Source organism: Paenibacillus sp. NMA1017 (assembly GCF_058895805.1).
On record NZ_JBZXYR010000006.1, the window covers coordinates 116,963 to 137,061 of the forward strand.

20 protein-coding genes, 1 pseudogene and 1 riboswitch are annotated in these 20,099 nt (G+C 46.3%); of the genes and pseudogenes, 12 read left to right on the plus strand and 9 right to left on the minus strand.

From position 1 onward, the window contains the following. Nucleotides 1-8: 8 nt before the first annotated feature. Nucleotides 9-164, minus strand: a complete 156-nt coding sequence (locus tag AC5ELV_RS16490) for a hypothetical protein (protein ID WP_493431036.1) — start codon at nt 162-164, stop codon at nt 9-11. A gap of 311 nt (nt 165-475) precedes the next feature. Between AC5ELV_RS16490 and AC5ELV_RS16495 the strand changes: the two genes are divergently transcribed. The 7 genes from AC5ELV_RS16495 to AC5ELV_RS16525 all read left to right on the plus strand — a co-directional run bounded on the left by AC5ELV_RS16495 (nt 476) and on the right by AC5ELV_RS16525 (nt 5,381). After that, entirely contained in the window at nt 476-916 is a 441-nt protein-coding gene (locus tag AC5ELV_RS16495) for an SH3 domain-containing protein (protein WP_493431037.1), read from the plus strand. Nucleotides 917-941: 25 nt separating this feature from the next. Then, nucleotides 942-1,646: an AIM24 family protein gene (locus tag AC5ELV_RS16500; protein WP_493431038.1), complete on the plus strand. Its 705-nt coding sequence runs from the start codon at nt 942-944 to the stop codon at nt 1,644-1,646. Between the two features lie 79 nt (nt 1,647-1,725). Further along, a riboswitch (PreQ1 riboswitch) is annotated at nt 1,726-1,769 on the plus strand. 134 nt (nt 1,770-1,903) lie between these two features. Then, nucleotides 1,904-2,587 (plus strand): 7-cyano-7-deazaguanine synthase QueC, encoded by a 684-nt coding sequence (gene queC, locus AC5ELV_RS16505; protein ID WP_025720578.1) that lies wholly within the window; start codon nt 1,904-1,906, stop codon nt 2,585-2,587. Further along, on the plus strand, nt 2,580-3,071 hold the full coding sequence (queD, locus tag AC5ELV_RS16510) for a 6-carboxytetrahydropterin synthase QueD (RefSeq protein WP_025720580.1): 492 nt from the start codon (nt 2,580-2,582) through the stop codon (nt 3,069-3,071). The genes queC and queD overlap by 8 nt, the downstream gene beginning before the upstream one ends. Continuing rightward, entirely contained in the window at nt 3,064-3,927 is an 864-nt protein-coding gene (queE, locus tag AC5ELV_RS16515) for a 7-carboxy-7-deazaguanine synthase QueE (RefSeq protein ID WP_493431039.1), read from the plus strand. Before queD ends, queE begins: the two co-directional genes overlap by 8 nt. A 309-nt stretch (nt 3,928-4,236) precedes the next feature. Further along, the gene (queF, locus tag AC5ELV_RS16520; RefSeq protein WP_013309106.1) at nt 4,237-4,734 is read left to right on the plus strand and encodes a preQ(1) synthase; all 498 of its coding nucleotides are present in this window, start codon (nt 4,237-4,239) and stop codon (nt 4,732-4,734) included. A 218-nt stretch (nt 4,735-4,952) separates the two neighbouring features. Then, a complete protein-coding gene (locus AC5ELV_RS16525; protein ID WP_493431040.1) occupies nt 4,953-5,381 on the plus strand; it encodes a hypothetical protein in 429 nt (142 codons plus the stop codon). Between the two features lie 214 nt (nt 5,382-5,595). On the opposite strand, the gene AC5ELV_RS16530 is transcribed toward AC5ELV_RS16525, so the two are convergent. After that, complete coding sequence (locus AC5ELV_RS16530; RefSeq protein ID WP_493431138.1) at nt 5,596-7,365, minus strand: acid phosphatase; 1,770 nt, start codon at nt 7,363-7,365, stop codon at nt 5,596-5,598. 209 nt (nt 7,366-7,574) lie between these two features. Then, nucleotides 7,575-9,566, minus strand: a complete 1,992-nt coding sequence (locus tag AC5ELV_RS16535; protein ID WP_493431041.1) for a stalk domain-containing protein — start codon at nt 9,564-9,566, stop codon at nt 7,575-7,577. A 355-nt stretch (nt 9,567-9,921) separates the two neighbouring features. Here AC5ELV_RS16535 and AC5ELV_RS16540 point away from each other — a divergent pair, with 355 nt between their 5' ends. Beyond that, complete coding sequence (locus AC5ELV_RS16540) at nt 9,922-11,190, plus strand: MFS transporter (protein WP_493431042.1); 1,269 nt, start codon at nt 9,922-9,924, stop codon at nt 11,188-11,190. Between the two features lie 50 nt (nt 11,191-11,240). On the opposite strand, the gene AC5ELV_RS16545 is transcribed toward AC5ELV_RS16540, so the two are convergent. Then, the gene (locus AC5ELV_RS16545; protein ID WP_493431043.1) at nt 11,241-12,167 is read right to left on the minus strand and encodes an EcsC family protein; all 927 of its coding nucleotides are present in this window, start codon (nt 12,165-12,167) and stop codon (nt 11,241-11,243) included. A 108-nt stretch (nt 12,168-12,275) separates the two neighbouring features. Between AC5ELV_RS16545 and AC5ELV_RS16550 the strand changes: the two are divergent. Next, a pseudogene (locus AC5ELV_RS16550) lies at nt 12,276-12,446 on the plus strand (GNAT family N-acetyltransferase); the annotation flags it as partial. Between the two features lie 66 nt (nt 12,447-12,512). On the opposite strand, the gene AC5ELV_RS16555 reads toward AC5ELV_RS16550, so the two are convergent. Further along, a complete protein-coding gene (locus AC5ELV_RS16555) occupies nt 12,513-12,938 on the minus strand; it encodes an Lrp/AsnC family transcriptional regulator (protein WP_025720601.1) in 426 nt (141 codons plus the stop codon). 158 nt (nt 12,939-13,096) lie between these two features. Between AC5ELV_RS16555 and AC5ELV_RS16560 the strand changes: the two genes are divergently transcribed. Both AC5ELV_RS16560 and AC5ELV_RS16565 read left to right on the plus strand, forming a co-directional pair. Then, complete coding sequence (locus tag AC5ELV_RS16560; protein WP_493431044.1) at nt 13,097-13,849, plus strand: MBL fold metallo-hydrolase; 753 nt, start codon at nt 13,097-13,099, stop codon at nt 13,847-13,849. A gap of 76 nt (nt 13,850-13,925) precedes the next feature. Further along, the gene (locus tag AC5ELV_RS16565; protein WP_493431045.1) at nt 13,926-14,825 is read left to right on the plus strand and encodes an SDR family oxidoreductase; all 900 of its coding nucleotides are present in this window, start codon (nt 13,926-13,928) and stop codon (nt 14,823-14,825) included. A 105-nt stretch (nt 14,826-14,930) separates the two neighbouring features. Here AC5ELV_RS16565 and mmsB read toward each other — a convergent pair whose 3' ends face one another. The 4 genes from mmsB to AC5ELV_RS16585 all read right to left on the minus strand — a co-directional run bounded on the left by mmsB (nt 14,931) and on the right by AC5ELV_RS16585 (nt 19,413). Beyond that, nucleotides 14,931-16,094 carry a multiple monosaccharide ABC transporter permease gene (gene mmsB, locus AC5ELV_RS16570; protein ID WP_068938496.1) on the minus strand — a complete coding sequence of 388 codons (1,164 nt, stop codon included), beginning with the start codon at nt 16,092-16,094 and terminating at the stop codon, nt 14,931-14,933. Next, nucleotides 16,078-17,628 (minus strand): multiple monosaccharide ABC transporter ATP-binding protein, encoded by a 1,551-nt coding sequence (gene mmsA, locus AC5ELV_RS16575; protein WP_493431046.1) that lies wholly within the window; start codon nt 17,626-17,628, stop codon nt 16,078-16,080. The genes mmsB and mmsA overlap by 17 nt, the downstream gene beginning before the upstream one ends. 32 nt (nt 17,629-17,660) lie before the next feature. Then, nucleotides 17,661-18,746, minus strand: a complete 1,086-nt coding sequence (gene chvE, locus AC5ELV_RS16580) for a multiple monosaccharide ABC transporter substrate-binding protein (RefSeq protein ID WP_493431047.1) — start codon at nt 18,744-18,746, stop codon at nt 17,661-17,663. A 442-nt stretch (nt 18,747-19,188) separates the two neighbouring features. After that, nucleotides 19,189-19,413 (minus strand): helix-turn-helix domain-containing protein, encoded by a 225-nt coding sequence (locus AC5ELV_RS16585; protein ID WP_069291285.1) that lies wholly within the window; start codon nt 19,411-19,413, stop codon nt 19,189-19,191. A 153-nt stretch (nt 19,414-19,566) separates the two neighbouring features. On the opposite strand from AC5ELV_RS16585, the gene AC5ELV_RS16590 reads away from it, so the two are divergent. After that, complete coding sequence (locus AC5ELV_RS16590; RefSeq protein ID WP_007431381.1) at nt 19,567-19,854, plus strand: DUF6809 family protein; 288 nt, start codon at nt 19,567-19,569, stop codon at nt 19,852-19,854. Nucleotides 19,855-20,099: the final 245 nt, after the last annotated feature.

A 20,099-nucleotide genomic window follows, 5' to 3' on the forward strand; every position in this document is an offset into this window, starting at 1 on the left:
GTTTAAACTTATGCGATTGTAGTTTCTGTTAAAGAAACATTCGTTTTTGTGCAAATATCAGATATAGGGGCAAAAGTAGTGCTATCTACGACAAGATCCTTTGATAATGGTTTTCCATTTACAGTAATTTTTAAAGTTTTATAGTTTTGTTCTTTCTTATTCATCTTGCAAAATCTCCTTCTATATTAATTTTTAATATATTTCAGTTCATATATTTAACTTAAGCCCTGATCAGGTGCGGATCGTTCTTAACTCGTATGCTGGGAAAAATGCCGGAATGTTGCCGCTTCCTTGATATACCCGTTTTAAGGTACACTTAAACTAATATATCGATTTTTTTAGAACATTTTCTCTGTATTTGTCGTCCGTTTATTTTAAAATCTGCATCCGAATCTTCATATTATACGTAACCATGTCATATGGGTAATGATCTGTATCATCTAACATCTTGGTTTATCAAAAGGGGGAACATCTCTTGCCACGACCAACTTTTCGATTTGCTTTGTACCGCCGCATTGTCTGTGCTGCTATAGCACTTTTGTTTGTTTTTGGGATAACTCGTGTACCCGAAGTACATGCTGCTTATTGGGATGATGTGTACCAAGGCTTCGAGCAATTTTCGCGCCTTCCCGGTGATGTGTACCAGCTCAAGGAAAGCTACCGACAAACACAGGAGGATCTGGAGAAGGCCCGTAACAGCTTAGAAGCCTATCAAGAGCAAAACGCCCAATTGCTGGAGCAAAACCGCAAGCTGACTGACACTGTCACAGAATTAAAAAATCTTCAAACCCAGCGCGATCAGGCTTCACACCGAAATAAAATGCTCATCATCACAGCTATAATTCTGCTGGCCGGTTATTTTATCGGTATCCGACTGTTGCGTTACGGGATGCGTCGACGTTCGGGAAGATACTAACTGCCTGAAAGGATGAAAGGTCTGAATGGACATACAAGCAGGACAACACCATGATGAAAGCGTCGGTTCGGTCGTAACGCTCGATCTGGCGGAAGGAGAACAGCTGCACGTTCTGCATCCGCAGCAAATCATCGCATACCGCGGGCCCAGCTCAGGCCGCAGTGACAAACTGATGAATATTAAGGGCATGTATCGCAAACACAAACTGATTCAGGCCGATTTCACAGGAGCTTGTCGCCTAATTGCCGCACTTCCTCCTGGCTTTAGTCTGAAAATGATTAAGCTTGAAGGAAGCGATGATCTGTTATACGATTTTCGCAACCTTTTTTGGTACAGCTCCGGTATACAAATGCGTACCAAACTGCTAAGCATGAAAAATATGTTGTTTAGCCGCGATGTTATAAAAATGAAATTCGACGGTGTGGGTCAAATCGGTCTTTTGACGCAGGGATTGGTATGTCAAGAACAGCTTCATCCGACAGAGCCGATATATGTGGATGCGAGCAGCGTCATTGCCTATCCCGAAAACGCCAAACTGGAGTTGACCGTGTACGGCAACCATCTGGCCAGCCAGCATATGAACTATCATTTTAAAATGACCGGACACGGTACCGTACTATTTCATGCCGGGGAACATCATCGGCGGCTGCAACAGGATATGAACGACGATGGCGTGATCAAGCGCTTTTTAAGGGAAGTCATTCCATTTGGTGGAGTGTTTATCAAATAGCCCTGCCATGCTATAATGACAATGCTAAAGCCGTCTGTCCTCGTGACAGATACTAATGAAGAAAATCCATGCGTCATGCATGGGAGAGGTTCGCGAACTCCCTCTATAAAAAACTAACGATGCTTTGTCCTCCGCAAGAAAAATGAATTCGCGGGGCAAGGCCTGTTTTTTGTTGAAGTCGGTTCAAGAACTCTCCTTCTTCCAAGTGACAAGACTCCATGTCTTGCACCATTCCAAGAAGATCGAGAGGTTTTTTTATGTTTGCAAACGAAAAAGCAGTCGTCGTTTTCAGCGGCGGCCAAGACAGCACAACCTGTTTATTTTGGGCAAAAAAACATTTTGCTGAAGTAGAAACCGTGACGTTCGATTACGGTCAACGCCACAAGCAGGAAATCGAAGTAGCCGCTGGAATCGCCCGTGAGCTGGGTGTTCCTCAAACGGTATTGGATATGAGCCTGCTTAATCAACTAGCCCCTAATGCCCTCACACGCACCGACATTGACATTACTCAACAGGAAGGCGAACTGCCGAGCACCTTTGTAGACGGTCGCAACCTCCTGTTCCTGAGCTTCGCGGGAGTTCTCGCCAAGCAAAAAGGAGCGCGCCACATCATTACAGGCGTTTGTGAGACGGATTTCAGCGGCTATCCCGATTGCCGGGATTCCTTTATCAAATCGCTGAACGTCACACTGAACCTTTCGATGGACTATCCCTTTGTGATTCATACCCCGCTCATGTGGTTGAACAAGGCCGAAACTTGGCATATGGCCGATGAGCTGAAAGCTTTTGAATTTGTAAGAACACGTACACTAACGTGCTATAACGGCGTCATTGGCGATGGCTGTGGCGAATGCCCTGCTTGCAAACTTCGCCGTGCCGGACTGGAGCAATATCTCGCGGTGCGCGGAGCTTCATCCCAAGGAGTTGAAGGTCATGCGTGAACCAGGTACCTTTCGTATTGTCGACAAGCTCCAGCAGTTCGGGACAGACATTGAGCACTCTCAGCTGCGTTATCACCGCAAACGTGTATTAGTCAGCAAACAATTTACATTCGATGCAGCACATCATTTACACTGCTACGAAGGCAAATGCAAAAACCTGCACGGACACACCTATATCGTCGTTTTTGGCATAAGCGGTATACCGGGCGAAACGGGTCTAACGCTGGATTTTGGTGACATCAAAACGATCTGGAAAGAGCGAATTGAGCCTTTTCTGGACCATCGTTACTTGAATGAGACGCTTCCTCCAATGAATACAACGGCGGAAAATATGGTCGTCTGGATCTTTGAACAAATGGAGTCAGCCTTGACCTCGGATGCATACTGCAACCGTGTCGAAGGTGGACGTACCGAGTTTGTACGGTTGTTCGAGACACCTACCAGCTACGCCGAGTTCCGACGGGAGTGGATGCTCGATGAGTAATACTGTGACTTCTCACCAACCCATGGCAGCCTCCCACGGCACCAAAATAGCCCCTATTCCCGTACTGGAGGTGTTTGGTCCCACTGTTCAGGGCGAAGGTATGGTCATTGGTCGTAAAACGATGTTTGTACGCACCGCAGGCTGCGATTACCATTGCTCGTGGTGCGACTCCGCCTTTACCTGGGACGGCAGCGCCAAGGATCAGATCCGTCGTCTGAGTGCCACGGACATTTGGCAGGAGCTGAAGGCCATCGGCGGCGAACGCTTTTCGCATGTGACCCTTTCTGGAGGCAATCCTGCCCTGCTACCGCAGCTTGGGCAGCTAATCACCCTGCTGCGCAGTCAAGGCATTGCCACCGCTGTCGAAACACAAGGCTCCCGTTGGCAGGAATGGCTGTACGATATCGATGAGGTAACCCTATCCCCGAAACCGCCCAGCTCTGGTATGACGACCAACTGGGACGTGCTAGATGATATCGTCGCCCGTCTGTCAAACCGGAAGATGGCGGGTGAGTCCCGAGCGGCGTCCAACGTCCCGACCGCAACATGCTTGAAGGAACCCGCTAATGAATCTGCGCGGCTCTATACCGGAGCTTGCAGCTTGAAGGTCGTCATCTTCGATGACACCGATCTTGCCTATGCCCGCATCGTTCACGAGCGCTACCCACACGTACCGCTGTTCCTCCAGACGGGTAATCCAGATGTGAACACGGAGAACACCGGACAGATTGCGGAGTCCCTACTCCATCGTTATGAATGGCTTATCGACCGTGTCATGGACGATTCCCGACTAAACGACGTAAGAGTACTCCCGCAGCTCCACACCCTCGTATGGGGCAACAAACGCGGCGTATAACACTTATATGTAATATATTCCGTATGAGCTGTATGTGATACACAGCACTTCTGCCCCCAACCTACAGGTAAACGAGCAAGGACTTTATGGTGGTGACGGCGGTCGGCAGCGAAGCGGAGGAATTGAAGCTGGAGAAGCGTTAGCGTTCGCCTTTGAAATGGGATTCTAACCTATACATCTTTTAAATCATCAGAAAGAATCCCATTTCAACAGCGATCGGAAGCTCAAATCCTTCGCGGAGCGACCTCCCCATCACCATAACTCTCTATTCCTTTTACCACTAAACCAACTATAAGGAGCCTTATCCATATGACTGGAAGAACACCCGAAGAAATGACCGACGTTACCCTGCTTGGCAATCAAGGCACACAATACACGTTTGCCTATGATCCCGCCATTCTCGAAAGCTTTGATAATAAACATCCGTATCGGGATTATTTTGTTAAGTTCAATTGCCCGGAGTTCACCAGCCTGTGTCCGATTACAGGACAGCCTGATTTTGCAACCATCTATATCAGCTACATTCCCGATATTAAAATGGTAGAAAGCAAATCCCTTAAGCTGTACCTGTTCAGCTTCCGTAACCACGGCGATTTCCATGAAGACTGCGTCAATATCATCATGAATGACTTAATTAAGCTGATGGACCCTCGCTACATTGAAGTATGGGGCAAATTCACGCCACGCGGCGGTATCTCTATCGACCCGTACACCAACTACGGCAAGCCAGGAACGAAGTATGAACAGATAGCGGAGCACCGTATGATGAACCATGATATGTACCCGGAAAAGATCGATAACCGTTAAGACAGAAAAGGCCCTGATATCATTTAAATGATCAGGACCTTTTCTTTACGGATTATATTATTTGCATATATATAAGTATTATTAGAGAATATTATCAACAACTAGACAAAACCCTTTACGAGTCACAGTATATTGGACACTTATATTGTGTTACTGATGGATGTGAAGCTGAAATTAAATTTACGGAAAGAAAAGATGGTACAAATTTTTTTAGTACCATGAATAATCAAGGCAGCAAGCATAGTATTACTTGTCCTGACTATGTAAACTATGATAAGCCAAAACCTACAAATGAAATTACTTTTGCAGGTAAAGCAGAAGTCCCAATCTCTACATTTAGCGGCAACGCTACACCAAACACGGATACACCGAATATTAGATTTGGTAGTATTAATTCTAAGTTTATAACAGATGAACTTCTCGGGGAAAGAAAGCGTGTTTTTGGTTTAGCTATACATGTAGAATTTATCGAGAACGTTGAAAGTGAATATGGATTAATTCGGCTTAAAAATGAAAAAATATATATTAACGCTTATTTTCCATCAGCGTTCTATGCTGACGAAAGATATACAAATAAATCTGCGTTACAATCGTATTTAAGCGTAATCAAGAAAGCTATTTCTGACGATGAACGTATTAGCAAATGAAAATAAATATTATAAGGTAATCACTAGTCAGAATGTTTCAAATAACCCTTATCCAGAATAATTATTACTTAACAGACCACAAATTAATGTTAAAATACTTCCATCATGAAACAATAAAGTGCACCCCTAGAATACACGTTGGAATAACCTTCTGGTTTATCCCCATGTATTTTAAAGGTGCACTTCAATTGTTGTATAGCGAGTTAATTACGTTTTACTTAGTGACTTTCAACTGAGCACTGTCAGCTGTATAGATAACCTTCACTTTATAATTGCTTGGTAAACCTACCGTTTCAATCGAAGAAAAGGCTCCATTTCGTTTACCATAAGTTAAGATCGTAGCACCATTAGCCGGTACATATTTGTTAGAAAAATTCAGGCGTAATTTTCCGTTGAGTATGGCTGTTCCCTTCATTTTGAGCACATCATTTTTACTGCGCAGGTTAAGCTCAAGTGTTCCCTTGGCAGATTGTCTGTAATTTCCGCCAATAATCAGCTTTCCAGATGCATTTTTAAGAAGAGTTCCCCCGTTATTCGTAATTCCGCCACTTCCGAAAGCCGTTTCCGAAGTTCCCTCCAAAGTACCTTGGTCGATCTGTGTACCACCGGAATACGTATTGTTGCCCATTAGCTTCAACGTACCTGTTCCCTTTTTAGTCAGCTTTCCAACACCGGAGATATTGTTGCGCCAGCGATCCAATGCATTGAAACCGCCTTTGGAGGCGTCCATATTCACCGTCACATTATTGGCGAAAGCACCGTAGCCATCCGCAGCGGAAAACAGGTTCAATCGTCCCCATCCCTCAGCATCATCAAGTACAGGATAGCCGGAAGGAATCCCTGTAGTAGCCAAAACCCAACGACGTTGTGAGCTATCCAGGTAAGGCAAGCGTGTCTCCAACAGTACCTCGGCTCCCTTAGGCACTGTCATTGGCGTCGTAGTTAGATTAACCTGACTGAATCCGTATGTTAATCGTTGATTATAATTTTTTTTGTTTGTGGCATAATTGCTGAACCGATCTGGAGCTGTGCCTTTTTGAGACAGCAGTTGTTTGCGAGCATCCTGATAAGCCGCTTTCTTCAAACTGCTATTGGCTGGATCAGACAGGATAGCAGCAGCCATCGCTGTTGCCATGACACGCCCTCCCATAACATCAAGCGGGGAATGCATACCGGCAACAACACGGTTATTGCCCAGCTCCGAAGCTCGTGTCAGCAGTTCCTGATAACGTTCCGGCACGGCATAGGCCATAGCAATAGAACTGAGATACGCAGCATTGGTATGACCACTAGGAAAGCCGCCATCGCTAGTAGCATCAGCTTTGAGAGCGGGGATAAGGCTTGGAACAATCACTGAGTTATCGCTCCAGCGAAACGGACGAGGATAGCTAAAGTAAGACTTAGCCGGGTTCGTCGTAGAGTATTCTCCGCGCAAGGTATTTACCAAATTTACGATGTTGCCTAGATTGGAGCTTGTACTCCCTGCATTCGTTCCCTCATCTTCGTATTTCTTAGTCAGGGCATCTGCCGGAATGTCGTTGATCGTTGTCGTGGCACCTGCATTCTTTCGATATACATCAGTGAGTGAACCCAGACCGTCGATCACACTGTAGCTCTGGTTTCTGCGATCATCCAAATAAGCCGCATCGGCCTCACTGGAAGTGCGACGGGCAGCGATATCAATCACTTTTTGAATATTGGCGTCCAGCACGCTGCTGTTTAGCTTGGTACCTGTATCCCAGGTAGCGCCGGGAGTCCAAAGCTTATTAAATTCGGAGAGCAACCCGAGGGTCGGATTAGAGCTTTCCGTCTTATTTGCAGAACTATTATTTTTATAATGATCTACGAAATATCCCCACGACGGTTCTGTTGGAGTTACCGTTGTTGGCAGGGTTGCCGCACTCGCATAACTTCCACCCAGGGAACCTAGAAGTAGTGGTAAAGATAGTAATGCAACTGATAATGGTTTCCTTAGCGATTTCATTCTCAAATCAGATCCTCTCTTCTCTTGTGCTCTTCATACTTTCTCTACGGAACTATTATCTATATAACAAGATGTATGACATAAAGAATCATATCTTAAGTTTGTTAAATCAAGAGCTTAGTTTTGTTAAATGAAAAAAAGGCATCCCAAGATTCGTATATACGAATCTGGAGATACCTCTTTCAAACCGTTATAGAAAACCAGCTACCCTACAGCCATACTTCTATGACTTTGCCATTCACGAAAGCTACTGCCTTGAAATAAAGACTACGATTACCGTATACCCAGGCTTCGACTTGAGTTCCGTTTGAAGCAGCCCCCTTTTCTCTGACTGTTGGGTTTCCCCATGCGAACTGCACCTGCGTCGTATTCATACCCAAGCCTACCTCATTATTTTTAATTTTGTTCCAGATGGCTTGCGACCATTGGTATTTCTTGTACGGATCGTAAGTCAGAAATTGATCGGAATCAGACAGCATTTGTGGAATGCGTGAAGCTCCGATAATGGAAAACGTGTCATAAGTTTCGCCATTGGCCCCCTGGAAAATAACTTCGTAAGATTTAACACCGTTCGGGTCTGTACTGACTTCGATGTCTTTAACTGTTACCTTGCCAAATCGCTCTCCAGCGCTATAGAAGTTATTGACCCAATAGGTTTTGCCAATTAATTTGGACAGACTGCCCAGATCAATGGCTCTGATAATTTTTTCCGTTTCCGGCGTCTCAATGACCAGCTTGGTAGCGCCCACAGATAATTCTCCTTGCTGACGGTCACGATTCCATTTGAATCCGCCCAAGTTCAGATCGGTCAGTAATGTTCCCGGGAATACAACCTGTCCGTTAACCGTTTGAACCTTGCCCTTCAGTGCAACAGGTTTACCATTGACCACCGCGGTGGAACTCCCTTTTTGGAGTACGATATTGTTTTTACCCAACCTGATCGTAAAGGTCTGGTTCGCCACGGTAACAGATCCACCCAGCGTCTTGAACACAGACTGCACAGGCAAATACACATTGCCGTTCAGTATAGCCGCCCCGGTCAAGGTTTGATCGGACGAAACCTTTAGTGTAAAAGAAGAGGGTATACCTTCGTTCCGCAGAGATACGGTTGTGCTGCCAATACCCCGTACTTTGAGTTTGCCTGATCCGTCCTGCTGTAGCTCGGCAACCTGGGGCTTCTCTACTTCAATTTCACTGGCTTCGGGATGCCGCGTGAGTCGATAGCCATTCGAATACCTCTCCTGTACATTCAATTGAATACTGTCACCGATCGCAGCCTCTTTGGAGGTCGTCAACAAGGACATACCCGTTAATGTAGGCAAACTCAGCGCAGTCGTGGTTCCGTCCTTATAGCCGACCCAAGAGCCATCCTTTAATTGTGCAAAAAGCTCGTCAGGCGAATCAACCAACCGTGCAACATTAGATAACCCGCTAAGTTGCACAGCTGGATATTTCTTCATCCGATCATAGCTCCATACAGTCCCATCATGATGTACAGTAATCAAGACATGTGTACCCTTTTTCCATAAAATAGAAGCGATATCACTTCCCACTTCACGCGGAGGTTCATTCGTCAGCATATCCAGCATCGTGACATGGCCGTCTTCCTTCAGCACCGCGGCATAAGCCGTACTCATTTTGATATCAAGCGCACCGTCTACATGACCTATCTTGCGGGGCTTGGATTCTGCGTACCCTGTGGAATACCATACATCACCGGATCGAGTAAGAACCGTAAAGTAGGTACTTACCTTGTCACCGTCTATAGCATCCGATATTCCCTCAATCTGTTCTCTTCCCCAGGAGATCGTCCCATCGGTTTTAATAGCCAAACCCTCACCAGTAATTTCTTTAACTCCTGGGGATTGAGCCGTCACTTTTGGGTCGGAGTTATCATCCCAGATGGCTACCTTCCCGTCCTCGGTCCAGCCATAATAACCTTGACTCTTGTCTTTGCTGCCTGTAATGCCCTTCAAATTCAATTTCTCAATAGCCGGGCCATCTATACTTTTTCTCCATAAAGAACCATCATCCAGTATGTAGTTATTCCGGTCGATCACGTCTATAATTTTAGCATTTTTCCAAGAGTTGTTCGTCGTTACATTTGCCGCTACTGCTGTTTCTCCAGTGTTTAACGTAGTTCCCACCACCGCTCCACATACCATGGATACTGCCAGCAAAATCATCCCTGCTTTTCTCATCGTGGTTCCCCTTTTCTATCTCTATTTCCATATTAGTAACTTGCATAATTCCATTCCCAACGCTCAAAAATACAATATATAGACGAACTGGATCGCTTCGATCTCTATATTGCTGATTTGAAAGCCTCTTGAGACTGATACAAAATACTCACATATATATCGGTTTTGAGGATGGTAAATGTTTGAATTTGGATAGGTCATTTTAGAAATTCTAACTAAATGGAGCAATGAAGAGTATCCAGCAGGATGGGCAAGCAGTAATGAGTAAAGGTGACCTTAATCCCACTTTCAGCCATTTGCTGCAAACGGATCGCTTCCTATATCTTAAAATATACATACATATTCGGAGGATGCCATGACTACTAAATCTGCTACAAAAAATGAAACGGGCCGATCGCTCCCCCTCCCGGGTCCACAAGCGAAAGGCACCGTTTTTGCGATTCTGATTGCGATCAGTTTCGTCCATCTGTTCAATGACTCGATTCAATCGGTCATTCCAGCGATCTTTCCGATCTTAAAGGAATCTATGAGCCTGAGCTACACGCAGATCGGCTGGATTTCATTCGCGATCAATTTTACCGCTTCAATCATGCAGCCCGTGATTGGCTTGTTTTCAGACAAACGGCCTACGCCCGCTATCCTTCCCATCGGTATGGGCTTTACGCTGACTGGCATGCTGCTGCTCGCCTACGCTGCCGATTATAAAGCGGTGCTGATCGCAGTCATCTTTGTGGGTCTGGGTTCGGCTGCCTTTCACCCTGAAGGCTCCCGCGTATCCCATATGGCGGCCGGGCCGCGTCGGGGATTGGCACAATCCATTTTTCAAGTTGGCGGCAATGCGGGCCAATCGCTGGCGCCGATGCTCACGAGCTGGATTTTTATCCCGTTGGGACAATTTGGTGCGATCTGGTTCACAGGTATTGCGGCAGCGGGAATTGTAGTGCAAACGTTCATCGCCCGCTGGTACGGTAACGTCCTGCGTACAGAAGGCATTGCACGCAAAAAAGCGGTGGCACGCCGCATGAAGCCTGAAGTGCGTAACCGCGTTATGTTTGCCATGATTGTCCTCATTCTACTGGTATTCGTCCGTTCGTGGTACTCGACCTCGGTCGGAAGCTACTATTCGTTTTACCTGATGGAAGTATTTAAAATGCCATTGGCTGATGCACAGCTTTACATTTTCCTATTCCTCGGGGCTGGAGCGCTGGGCACCTTCTTTGGCGGTCCGCTCGCGGACCGTTTCGGTAAACGCAACATGATTTTTCTGTCCATGGTATTAGCTGCACCACTCGCGCTGCTGCTGCCCTATGCCAACCAATTCTGGACAGCAATCCTGCTTGCGATTATCGGATTTATTATGCTATCTAGCTTTTCGGTCACCGTCGTATATGCACAGATGCTCGTGCCTGGTAAAATCGGGACCGTGTCCGGTCTCATTACTGGTCTGGCTTTTGGTCTTGGTGGGGTGGGCGCACTCGTACTTGGTAACTGGATCGACAAAGTAGGCATCACCAACATCATGTTCCTGTGCGGCTTTTTGCCACTGCTCGGCATCTTAACCTTCTTGCTTCCTACAGATAAAACCCTGAACCGCTGGGCGGAAGAAAATGGAGCCGAAGTGTAACAAACAAACGTGTGGCGGCCAGCTTGGTCGCTGCACACCTTTATACCCAACTAACGTAATTCCTCACTCTCTACTTCTGCCAAACGCATTAAAATCCGACGCTTCCGATAGAGCATTTTCCCTGCTTCAGCTACATCACTAATAGCGCTTCGATTCGCGATGGAGCCGAACAAAATACCCGCAATCGGGACCATTTGAAGCAGCTTTTTCCATCCAAACTGATCACGATAGGTGTTAATGACCTCTCTCCATCCCTGCATCTGGGAAAAAACCTGTGCCTGACGTGAAGGATCATCGAACAAAGCCAGCTCCTCTAATACAGCCTTTTTACCCACAATATCAGATGAAGCAAATTGCATACATTTAATAATAAAAATGCGTTCCTGCTTATCATGGGGATTAAAGCCATAGCACAAGGCTATTTCCTGAAGCACTTTGAGTGACAAGCCGAGCAAAAGAGGAATATCCGCCGCAATCGTAAACACACCGCCAATCCCCGTTGTTGCTCCCTGAGCGGTGGCAAAGGTAATGCGACCCGACGTCATCTCGTCAGCAGTCCGATCCATGATTGTTAGCGGGAGCTCAGCCGCCTGCTTCAACTCCCACATAGGTTCGGCACTATGTTCCGAATCAGCGTTTTTCCCGGCACGAAGCAGGTCCTGCGTATCTGAAGCGGAATCTGCGCCATTTTGCTGAATGACATGTTCATGGGCCGTCTTGTTCAGCCTGTTCAGAACCGTTTCTTCCTTCACCAAATATTTGCCGCCGTTCTGAATGAAACTGCCCAGCTCGTTAAGCAGTTGCTCCAGCTTGTCTTTAATGATTTTGGGCGTCAGCCGATCCAGCAGCATAAAAGGCCATCTGCCGATTTTTTCCCAGAAAAATATGTCCTTCTGCTCCTTCTCCCATTTTTCAATATTCTTCAGCTCATGACGCAATACGTCCTGGCTTTCCCGATATTCTGTAAGCTGCTTCATACCCGTAGACGTCTCCTTTTGACTATGCTAGTTTATGTATGAGTAATACGTAAGCAAGGCGAGTTCAGGTTTCTTTTTTTAGCAAACTAGATGATATAGTACGTTAAATTACCACAGTTCATCGCCAGACACTTCCCACATATTCGCGAGATTGTACTGGGCGTCAATGCCCGTAATCTGCCTGCCCAAAGTCTGTATCGCAAATGCGGCTTTATCGATGAAGGCAACACTAAAATGGGACAACACGGCTTGCAGCATATTTTTAAAATGAGCCTATGACGTTGACCTCGATAGCCCTCGCCCAAATATAAAAGCTTTCGGCACAAACGCCGAAAGCTTTTAACGTTAAATCTCACCAATGGAAAAACTCAATTTGTAATTACCAAACTTCGTAAGCTCATCCAGCATGGTATTTAACTCTGCCTGTGATGACATGCGCAAGCGCATCCAATAACAGCCTTCCCCACTCACTCGATGGATTTCGACAATATAGGGATGCTCCCGTGCAAAAGCCTGGAAAGCACTGTGAGTTGTTCCTGAATTCAAAAAAACCGTAATAAAGGCATGAATCGTCTGTCCTATTTTTTCAGGGTTCCAGCGCAGCGTATAGCCCTCGATAATGCCCGCATCCTGCATTTTTCGAACACGCGCCCCTACTGCTTGGCCCGTCAAGTGAACAAGCTGACCGATCTCCTTGTGTGATAAAGAGCTGTCTTCAATTAAATGATGAAGAATGCGCAAATCGGTGTCATCAGGTACGAATAGTTCCATAGTTATTTTTCCTTTCATGATGAAACGATAATGCTGGTTTTCCTTTCAGTAGGCCGTAGCCTGTAGCTCCTTGCGTCAGATATGATTGTAACAGAAACAAAGAACCATCGAAAATACACCCTGTCAAAAAACATTCACTACCAAAGGAGCTTCCATAGATGAAAATCACACTAATCCGCAACGCAACCTTATGGATCGAATACGCTGGAGTAAAATTTCTGATTGATCCAATGTTAAGTGATGCTGGCGCAAACCCGCCGGTTCCCAATACGGAAAATGCCCGCCGTAATCCGCTGGTTCCCTTGCCGCCGCAATGGCAGGCACTCGGACAGCCTGACGTTGTGATCGTCACACATTTGCATCCCGATCATTGGGACCCGGCAGCAGTACGCTGGTTGGATAAACAAATTCCCCTCTTCTGCCAGCCCGGAAATGAAGAACAAATTACTGCTGACGGTTTTACACAGATTACTCCGATTTGGGTAGCTGGTTCTGTGGGAGAAATTGAGATTATCCGTACAGCCGGGCATCACGGCACCGGAGAAATCGGGGAACAGATGGGACCCGTATCCGGCTTTGTGTTTCAGGCACCAGGTGAACCTGTCATCTATTTGGCCGGGGATACGATCTGGTGCAGTGAAGTCGTGGAAACACTGGATAAATACCGTCCTGAGTGGACAATTGTGAATGCTGGAGGAGCACGGTTTACGGTAGGTGATCCCATTATTATGACTGCCCAAGATGTAACGGCTGTTGCGCAGCATGCCTCTTATACACAAATTGTGGCTGTCCACATGGAAGCGATCAACCATTGTCTACTAACTCGCTCCGAGCTTACGGAACATATCAACCGTGAAGGTTTGGAGGGGCGCGTCCATATTCCAGCAGATGGAGCGACGATTTCGGCATAAGGCGATAATCCAGAGTCACCGCTTGCGCCCATTTTGAATATATTGGATTTCAAAACGCCTAAAGAAGGGATTATCAATGAATTGGCAATATCCTTATTATGGTACAGAAACCCAATGTAAAGAAGTTCCGATAGCTTTTCCTCCCCAGCATCAGTATAGACAGCCGGGGTTGGAATACCTTATGGTTCCACGCCCTATTTATGATAATCCAAAGTATATCGGCACCGGAAAGCTTCTGGATCGGGTGGCTATTATTAGTGGCGGAGACAGCGGTATTGGTCGTGCGGTTGCTGTGGCTTTTGCCAAAGAAGGGGCCGACCTGGTCATCGCCTATCTCGATGAGCATCGGGATGCTATGGAAACCCGTGATGTGATTCACAGGCTTGGCAGACGTTGTTTGTTAGTTCCGGGCGATCTAAGGCTAAAAAGCAACTGCTGTCTGGTTGTTCAACAAACGATGGACACCTTCGGTCGTATTGATATCCTCATTAATAATATGGGTGTTCAGTTTGTGCGCGAATCGTATCTGGATATCAGCGAACAGCAGCTTCGTGATACGTTTGATACGAATATTATTTCCTTCTTCCATATGACTACAGAAGCCTTGCCGTATATGCGGTCTGGGGCTAGCATCGTTAATACGGCATCGGTTACAGCTTATGTTGGGCAAAAGAATCTGATCGACTATTCAGCTAGCAAAGGAGCCATTGTCAGCTTCACCCGCGCTCTGGCTAATAATCTGGTCGATCAGGGCATTCGCGTGAATGCCATTGCCCCCGGTCCGATCTGGACTCCGCTGAATCCGGCCACACAGTCGCCTGAAGTCATTCGCACCTTCGGCAGCAATACACCAATGAAGCGTGCCGGGCAGCCTTATGAATTGGCTCCTGCCTATGTGTTGCTGGCTTCGGATGACGGTTCCTACATTACAGGACAAACGCTGCATATAAACGGCGGCCAAATGGTCACGACTTAGTTTCGTTGGCTGATAGCCACAAGACCCAACAAGCAAGAAAACCTCCAGCATCCACATTTCTAGTGGAACTGGAGGTTTTCTTGTTTTACGATATCGAATCTGAGCTTAAGCAGATCTTTTGTTTTTGTTGTAAATATCGAAGGCAACCGCCAGCAGCAGTACCAAGCCCTTGATTCCTTGCTGCCAGTCAATACCCAGACCGATCAGAGACATACCGTTATTCAGTACGCCCATGACCAAACCACCGATAATGGCTCCAAAAACGGTTCCGATCCCGCCGGATGCGGAAGCTCCACCGATAAAGCAGGCTGCGATGGCATCCAGCTCAAAGTTCGTACCCGCTCTCGGCGTAGCCGCGTTCAGACGTGCAGCAAAGATCAGACCGGAAATGGCAGCCAGCACGCCCATATTGACGAATACCCAGAACGTTACTTTTTTCGTTTTGACACCGGACAGACCCGCTGCCTTTTCATTTCCACCCAACGCATACACATGCCGGCCCATAATCGTGCGGTTCATGACGAAGGAGTATACAACGATCAGTATGAACAGCAATACGAGAATGTTAGGAATCCCCGCGTAGCTCGCGAGCATGAAGGTGAACAGATTGATGACCGCAGCTACCACAATCAGCTTGAGTACAAATAAAGTCTGTGACGGAACCTCAAATCCATATTTAAGCTGAGAACGACGCTCACGAATTTCGTTCACGATAAACCATACCGTGAGTGCAATGCCGACAATGATCGATACCAGGTTATAACCGGTAGATGAAAAATCCGGCAGGAAGCCTGAGCTGATTTTCTGGAAGCCCCCCGGAAATGGAGAGATCGATTGGCCTTCCAGCACGATCATTGTCAATCCGCGGAAGAGCAACATCCCCGCCAATGTAACGATAAATGCCGGAATCCGTACATAAGCGACCCAGAACCCTTGCCATGCGCCGATTAATGCTCCGACCAGCAAAGATGCAATCACAGCGATCCACGCTGGAAGCTGCCAATCGACCATCATTATGGCGGCAACCGCACCGACAAAAGCGGCTATGGAGCCGACGGACAAATCAATATGCCCAGTGATGATGACCAGCACCATCCCGATGGCCAGCACGAGAATATAGCTGTTTTGCAGAATCAGATTTGTAATATTAATCGGCTTCAACAGCAGGCCGCCCGTCAGCACCTCGAACAAAATCATAATGACGACCAGCGCAATCATCATGCCATATTGGCGGATGTTATTTTTAAATAATTTAGTTATGGTTTCCATGCTTCACGCCTCCTGACTTGGTCATATATCTCATCAACGTTTCCTGCGACGCGTCCTCACGGCCAACCTCTCCAGTGATCCGCCCAGCATTCATGACGTAAATCCGGTCACACAAGCCCAGTACCTCTGGCAGCTCGGACGAAATGACCAGCACTCCCTTGCCTTCAGCGGCAAGTCGATGAATAATCGTATAAATTTCATATTTGGCGCCCACATCAATGCCGCGTGTCGGCTCATCCAGAATCAGAATATCCGGTCCGGCGAAAATCCATTTGCTCAGCACCACCTTCTGCTGATTGCCGCCACTCAAATTACCTGTTTTCTGTAAAATGCTCGGCGCTTTGATATTCATGCTTTTTTTCATTTCCTCTGCAATGACGACTTCCTCCTGCTCATTGACGACAGCGCCCTTCGTCAGCTTGTTCAGGCCAGTCAGCGAAATATTACGCTTGATATCATCCATTAGGATGAGGCCATACTCCTTGCGATCCTCTGTTACATAGGCAAAGCCGTTGTTGATCGCGTCCGTAACCGTATTGTTCTGGATCGGCTTGCCGTCTTTAATCAGCTGACCGGAAATGTTGCGTCCATACGACTTGCCAAAAATGCTCATCGCCAGCTCGGTCCGTCCCGCCCCCATCAGCCCGGCTATACCGACAATTTCACCGCGACGAATGTTCAAATTCACCTGATCCAGCACCTTACGGTCTGCATGATGCTCGTGATACACCGTCCAATCCTTCACTTCCAAAACGACCTTGCCAATCTCGGCATGACGCTCTGGATAACGGCTGGTCAGATCACGTCCAACCATCCCACTGATGATCCGATCCTCTGTAACCTCATCCTTTTTCATATCCAGTGTCTCAATCGTCTTCCCGTCCCGCAAAATCGTGATCGAATCTGACACCTTTGCGACCTCATTCAGCTTATGAGAGATGAGAATGCAGGAAATGCCCTGTCTTTTAAATTCCAGCATCAAATTAAGCAGATTTTCACTATCATCTTCATTCAACGCCGCTGTCGGTTCATCGAGAATAAGCAGCTTTACCTTTTTAGAGAGCGCTTTCGCAATTTCGACCAGTTGTTGCTTCCCGACCCCGATGTTCGTCACTAATGTATTGGGATTTTCACTCAAACCGACCTTGGACAGTAGCTCGCGTGTCCCTACAAAAGTCTCTTTCCAATCAATCACGCCGCCGTTGGCGCGTTCGTTGCCCAGATAAATATTTTCCGCAATCGAGAGATACGGGATCAGCGCTAGCTCCTGATGGATAATGACAATGCCCAATTCCTCGCTCTGCTTGATATCCTTGAACTCACACGTTTTGCCCTGGAAAACAATATCCCCTTCGTAGGTTCCATGCGGATATACACCGCTTAGTACCTTCATCAGCGTCGATTTGCCCGCGCCGTTCTCACCGCACAGGGAATGGATTTCGCCTTCCTTGACCTTGAGATTTACATTTTCCAGTGCCTTTACGCCGGGAAAGGTTTTGGTAATTCCCTTCATTTCCAAAATGATTCCAGTCATGGGATACGCTCCTTTCGGTTGGATTCTTACTCTTATTTCAGTCCGATTTGTTCTTTGGTGTAATAGTGACTGCCGACAATATCCTTCTCCACATTCGTCCGATCCACCGAGATCGGATCAAGCAAGTAAGCAGGAATGACCTTTTTACCGTTGTTATAGGATTCCGTGTCATTTACTTTCGCTTGCTTGCCCTGTAAAATGCTGTTGGCCATTACGACCGTTTGCTCAGCCAACTTGCGGGTATCCTTAAATATAGTTTGCGTCTGCTCCCCGGCCACAATAGACTTGATGGAAGCCAGCTCCGCATCCTGCCCCGTAATGATCGGTAGCGGCTTGTTCGCTGATCCATATCCGACCCCTTTCAGGGATGAAATGATACCAATACTGATTCCATCATAAGGGGATAGTACCGCGTCCAGATTGGCCCCCGAATAGTAGGCACTCAGCAGATTATCCATCCGCGACTGCGCTAAAGCTCCGTCCCACCGCAGTGTAGCGATCTGCGCCATCGTCATCTGTTTGCTGCGCACGACCAGCTTACCGGAATCAATATAAGGTTTCAGTACGGACATCGCACCATTAAAGAAAAAATAAGCATTATTATCATCCGGTGAACCGCCGAACAGCTCGATATTGAAAGGGCCTTTGCCTTCCTTGAGTCCCAGCTTTTTCTCAATATACGCCGCCTGTAGCACGCCCACCTTAAAGTTATCGAAGGTCGCATAATACGTTAAATACGGTGTGTTGCGAATCAGACGGTCGTAAGAAATGACCTGAATGCCTCGATCGTGTGCCTTCTGAATCACATCCGTCAGCGTGTTCCCGTCGACCGAAGCGATCACCATAACATTGACGCCCTTGGTGATCATATTTTCGATTTGGGAGATTTGGTTTTCCACCACGTCCTCAGCGTACTGTAAATCCGTTTTATAGCCTTGCTCCTGAAACAACCGAACCATATTTTCTCCGTCCCCTACCCAACGCTCGGACGATTTGGTCGGCATGGAAATGCCCACATAGCCTTTTTCCTTGCTGCCCGTTCCACTCTCCGCCAGATTGCAAGCCGAAAGCATCAGGGCCAAAACCAGAAGCCATACGACAACAGCTCCTTTTTTCATATGAAGTTCCCCTTTCCTCATGTAATGCAGGTCATTTGAAGGTAAGGATTTTGCAAAATCCTCAGGTCAGTGCTGATTAGACTAGAAGTTAGATAGCGCTTACATAAGTGAGGCAACGAGTGCCTCTCCTTTTTTTATGTGCAAACACATGGTATCATTCCAGGCCGGGAAAGGTCTTTGCTGGTTTTGAACTTTTTTTATAAAATTTTAACCTTTGTGTGGGGAGGAGAAGCTGGATGAGATAAAATGAAGATTGTCAGGAGATCGTTCATATATTTTGAAAACGAAAAAAAAGACTTAGCCTTCTTACGATTGGCAAAGTCTCAATTTGTTGAATCATTAAATCGGCTATCTAAAGAGTACACATAGCCCCCGGCTCCAACGGAGCCACAACTTAAATATTTATGTTATACGACGGAATCACTCCTTGAATCTGCTCTCACTATTGATTATCTCCAGGTAGATATTCAATCAAATCAGATAATTTACAGTTAAATGTATCGCAAAGCTTGAATAAAGTCTCCAGCTTTGTTGTTTCTATATTCGTTTCCCTATATAGCTTATTAATTGAATTCCGACTCAATCCTGATTTCGCCATCAATTCTGTTATATCATCTATTCGATGTTCTGCCATGAGTTCCCTTATATTGCACTTGATTACGGTCATCTTTTTCCCTCCATAATTCTATCTTATCTCCCATATCAGTAATCATCAACGAAAAGCAAAGTTTTAACTCTACAAAGTCAAATATTCACCTTGTAATTAACCCTGTAAAGTTATATAATAACTCTATAAAGTTAATTAAAGGAGGAACAATATATGATTAATGCACTAGAATCATTAACAGAGCCACTTATAAGAATACGTTTAGAATTACTCTTTGCTGAGCTTCTGGAGTACCATACGGAGTACAATCAGCTTTCTTCGGAGACAGATCGATACTTTAGAACGCTTCGCGAAGCGTTACCCGATCAACTTCAACATACGGTTTTTCTGTACGAAGATGCTCAAATTTCTCTCCAATCCATCTTAGAAAGAAGCATCTACATACAAGGTTTCAAAGACGCTCTACAACTCTTTAGTGAATTGAAAAATTCTAACATCTAGAGGATCATATGATCCTCCTTCCTATTGCTTTTGATTCTGTCGTATAACGTTCTTGTATTCTTGAACCCGAGGACCTTAAGGCCGGCTTGACCGGCCGGGTCCGCTTGAAGACTTAGGTTGGCAGGGTTATCTGCCTGACTTCACTTCCTCGAAATGCCTCGGGCAGATCAAGGGCTCCGCCAGGAGCCACAGCGTGAATATGGTGTTATCTGATGAATCTGCCCTACATCTCCGAATTAAGACAG

Coding starts and splice junctions, on each gene's coding strand:
- mmsA (WP_493431046.1), bottom strand. CDS start 17,628: ATGACTGGAATCATTTTGGAAATGAAGGGAATTACCAAAACCTTTCCC.
- queC (WP_025720578.1), top strand. CDS start 1,904: ATGTTTGCAAACGAAAAAGCAGTCGTCGTTTTCAGCGGCGGCCAAGAC.
- AC5ELV_RS16590 (WP_007431381.1), top strand. CDS start 19,567: ATGATTAATGCACTAGAATCATTAACAGAGCCACTTATAAGAATACGT.
- queD (WP_025720580.1), top strand. CDS start 2,580: ATGCGTGAACCAGGTACCTTTCGTATTGTCGACAAGCTCCAGCAGTTC.
- AC5ELV_RS16500 (WP_493431038.1), top strand. CDS start 942: ATGGACATACAAGCAGGACAACACCATGATGAAAGCGTCGGTTCGGTC.
- AC5ELV_RS16530 (WP_493431138.1), bottom strand. CDS start 7,365: ATGAAATCGCTAAGGAAACCATTATCAGTTGCATTACTATCTTTACCA.
- AC5ELV_RS16560 (WP_493431044.1), top strand. CDS start 13,097: ATGAAAATCACACTAATCCGCAACGCAACCTTATGGATCGAATACGCT.
- AC5ELV_RS16525 (WP_493431040.1), top strand. CDS start 4,953: ATGAATAATCAAGGCAGCAAGCATAGTATTACTTGTCCTGACTATGTA.
- AC5ELV_RS16555 (WP_025720601.1), bottom strand. CDS start 12,938: ATGGAACTATTCGTACCTGATGACACCGATTTGCGCATTCTTCATCAT.
- AC5ELV_RS16545 (WP_493431043.1), bottom strand. CDS start 12,167: ATGAAGCAGCTTACAGAATATCGGGAAAGCCAGGACGTATTGCGTCAT.
- AC5ELV_RS16490 (WP_493431036.1), bottom strand. CDS start 164: ATGAATAAGAAAGAACAAAACTATAAAACTTTAAAAATTACTGTAAAT.
- mmsB (WP_068938496.1), bottom strand. CDS start 16,094: ATGGAAACCATAACTAAATTATTTAAAAATAACATCCGCCAATATGGC.
- AC5ELV_RS16585 (WP_069291285.1), bottom strand. CDS start 19,413: ATGACCGTAATCAAGTGCAATATAAGGGAACTCATGGCAGAACATCGA.
- queE (WP_493431039.1), top strand. CDS start 3,064: ATGAGTAATACTGTGACTTCTCACCAACCCATGGCAGCCTCCCACGGC.
- AC5ELV_RS16565 (WP_493431045.1), top strand. CDS start 13,926: ATGAATTGGCAATATCCTTATTATGGTACAGAAACCCAATGTAAAGAA.
- AC5ELV_RS16535 (WP_493431041.1), bottom strand. CDS start 9,566: ATGAGAAAAGCAGGGATGATTTTGCTGGCAGTATCCATGGTATGTGGA.
- AC5ELV_RS16540 (WP_493431042.1), top strand. CDS start 9,922: ATGACTACTAAATCTGCTACAAAAAATGAAACGGGCCGATCGCTCCCC.
- chvE (WP_493431047.1), bottom strand. CDS start 18,746: ATGAAAAAAGGAGCTGTTGTCGTATGGCTTCTGGTTTTGGCCCTGATG.
- queF (WP_013309106.1), top strand. CDS start 4,237: ATGACTGGAAGAACACCCGAAGAAATGACCGACGTTACCCTGCTTGGC.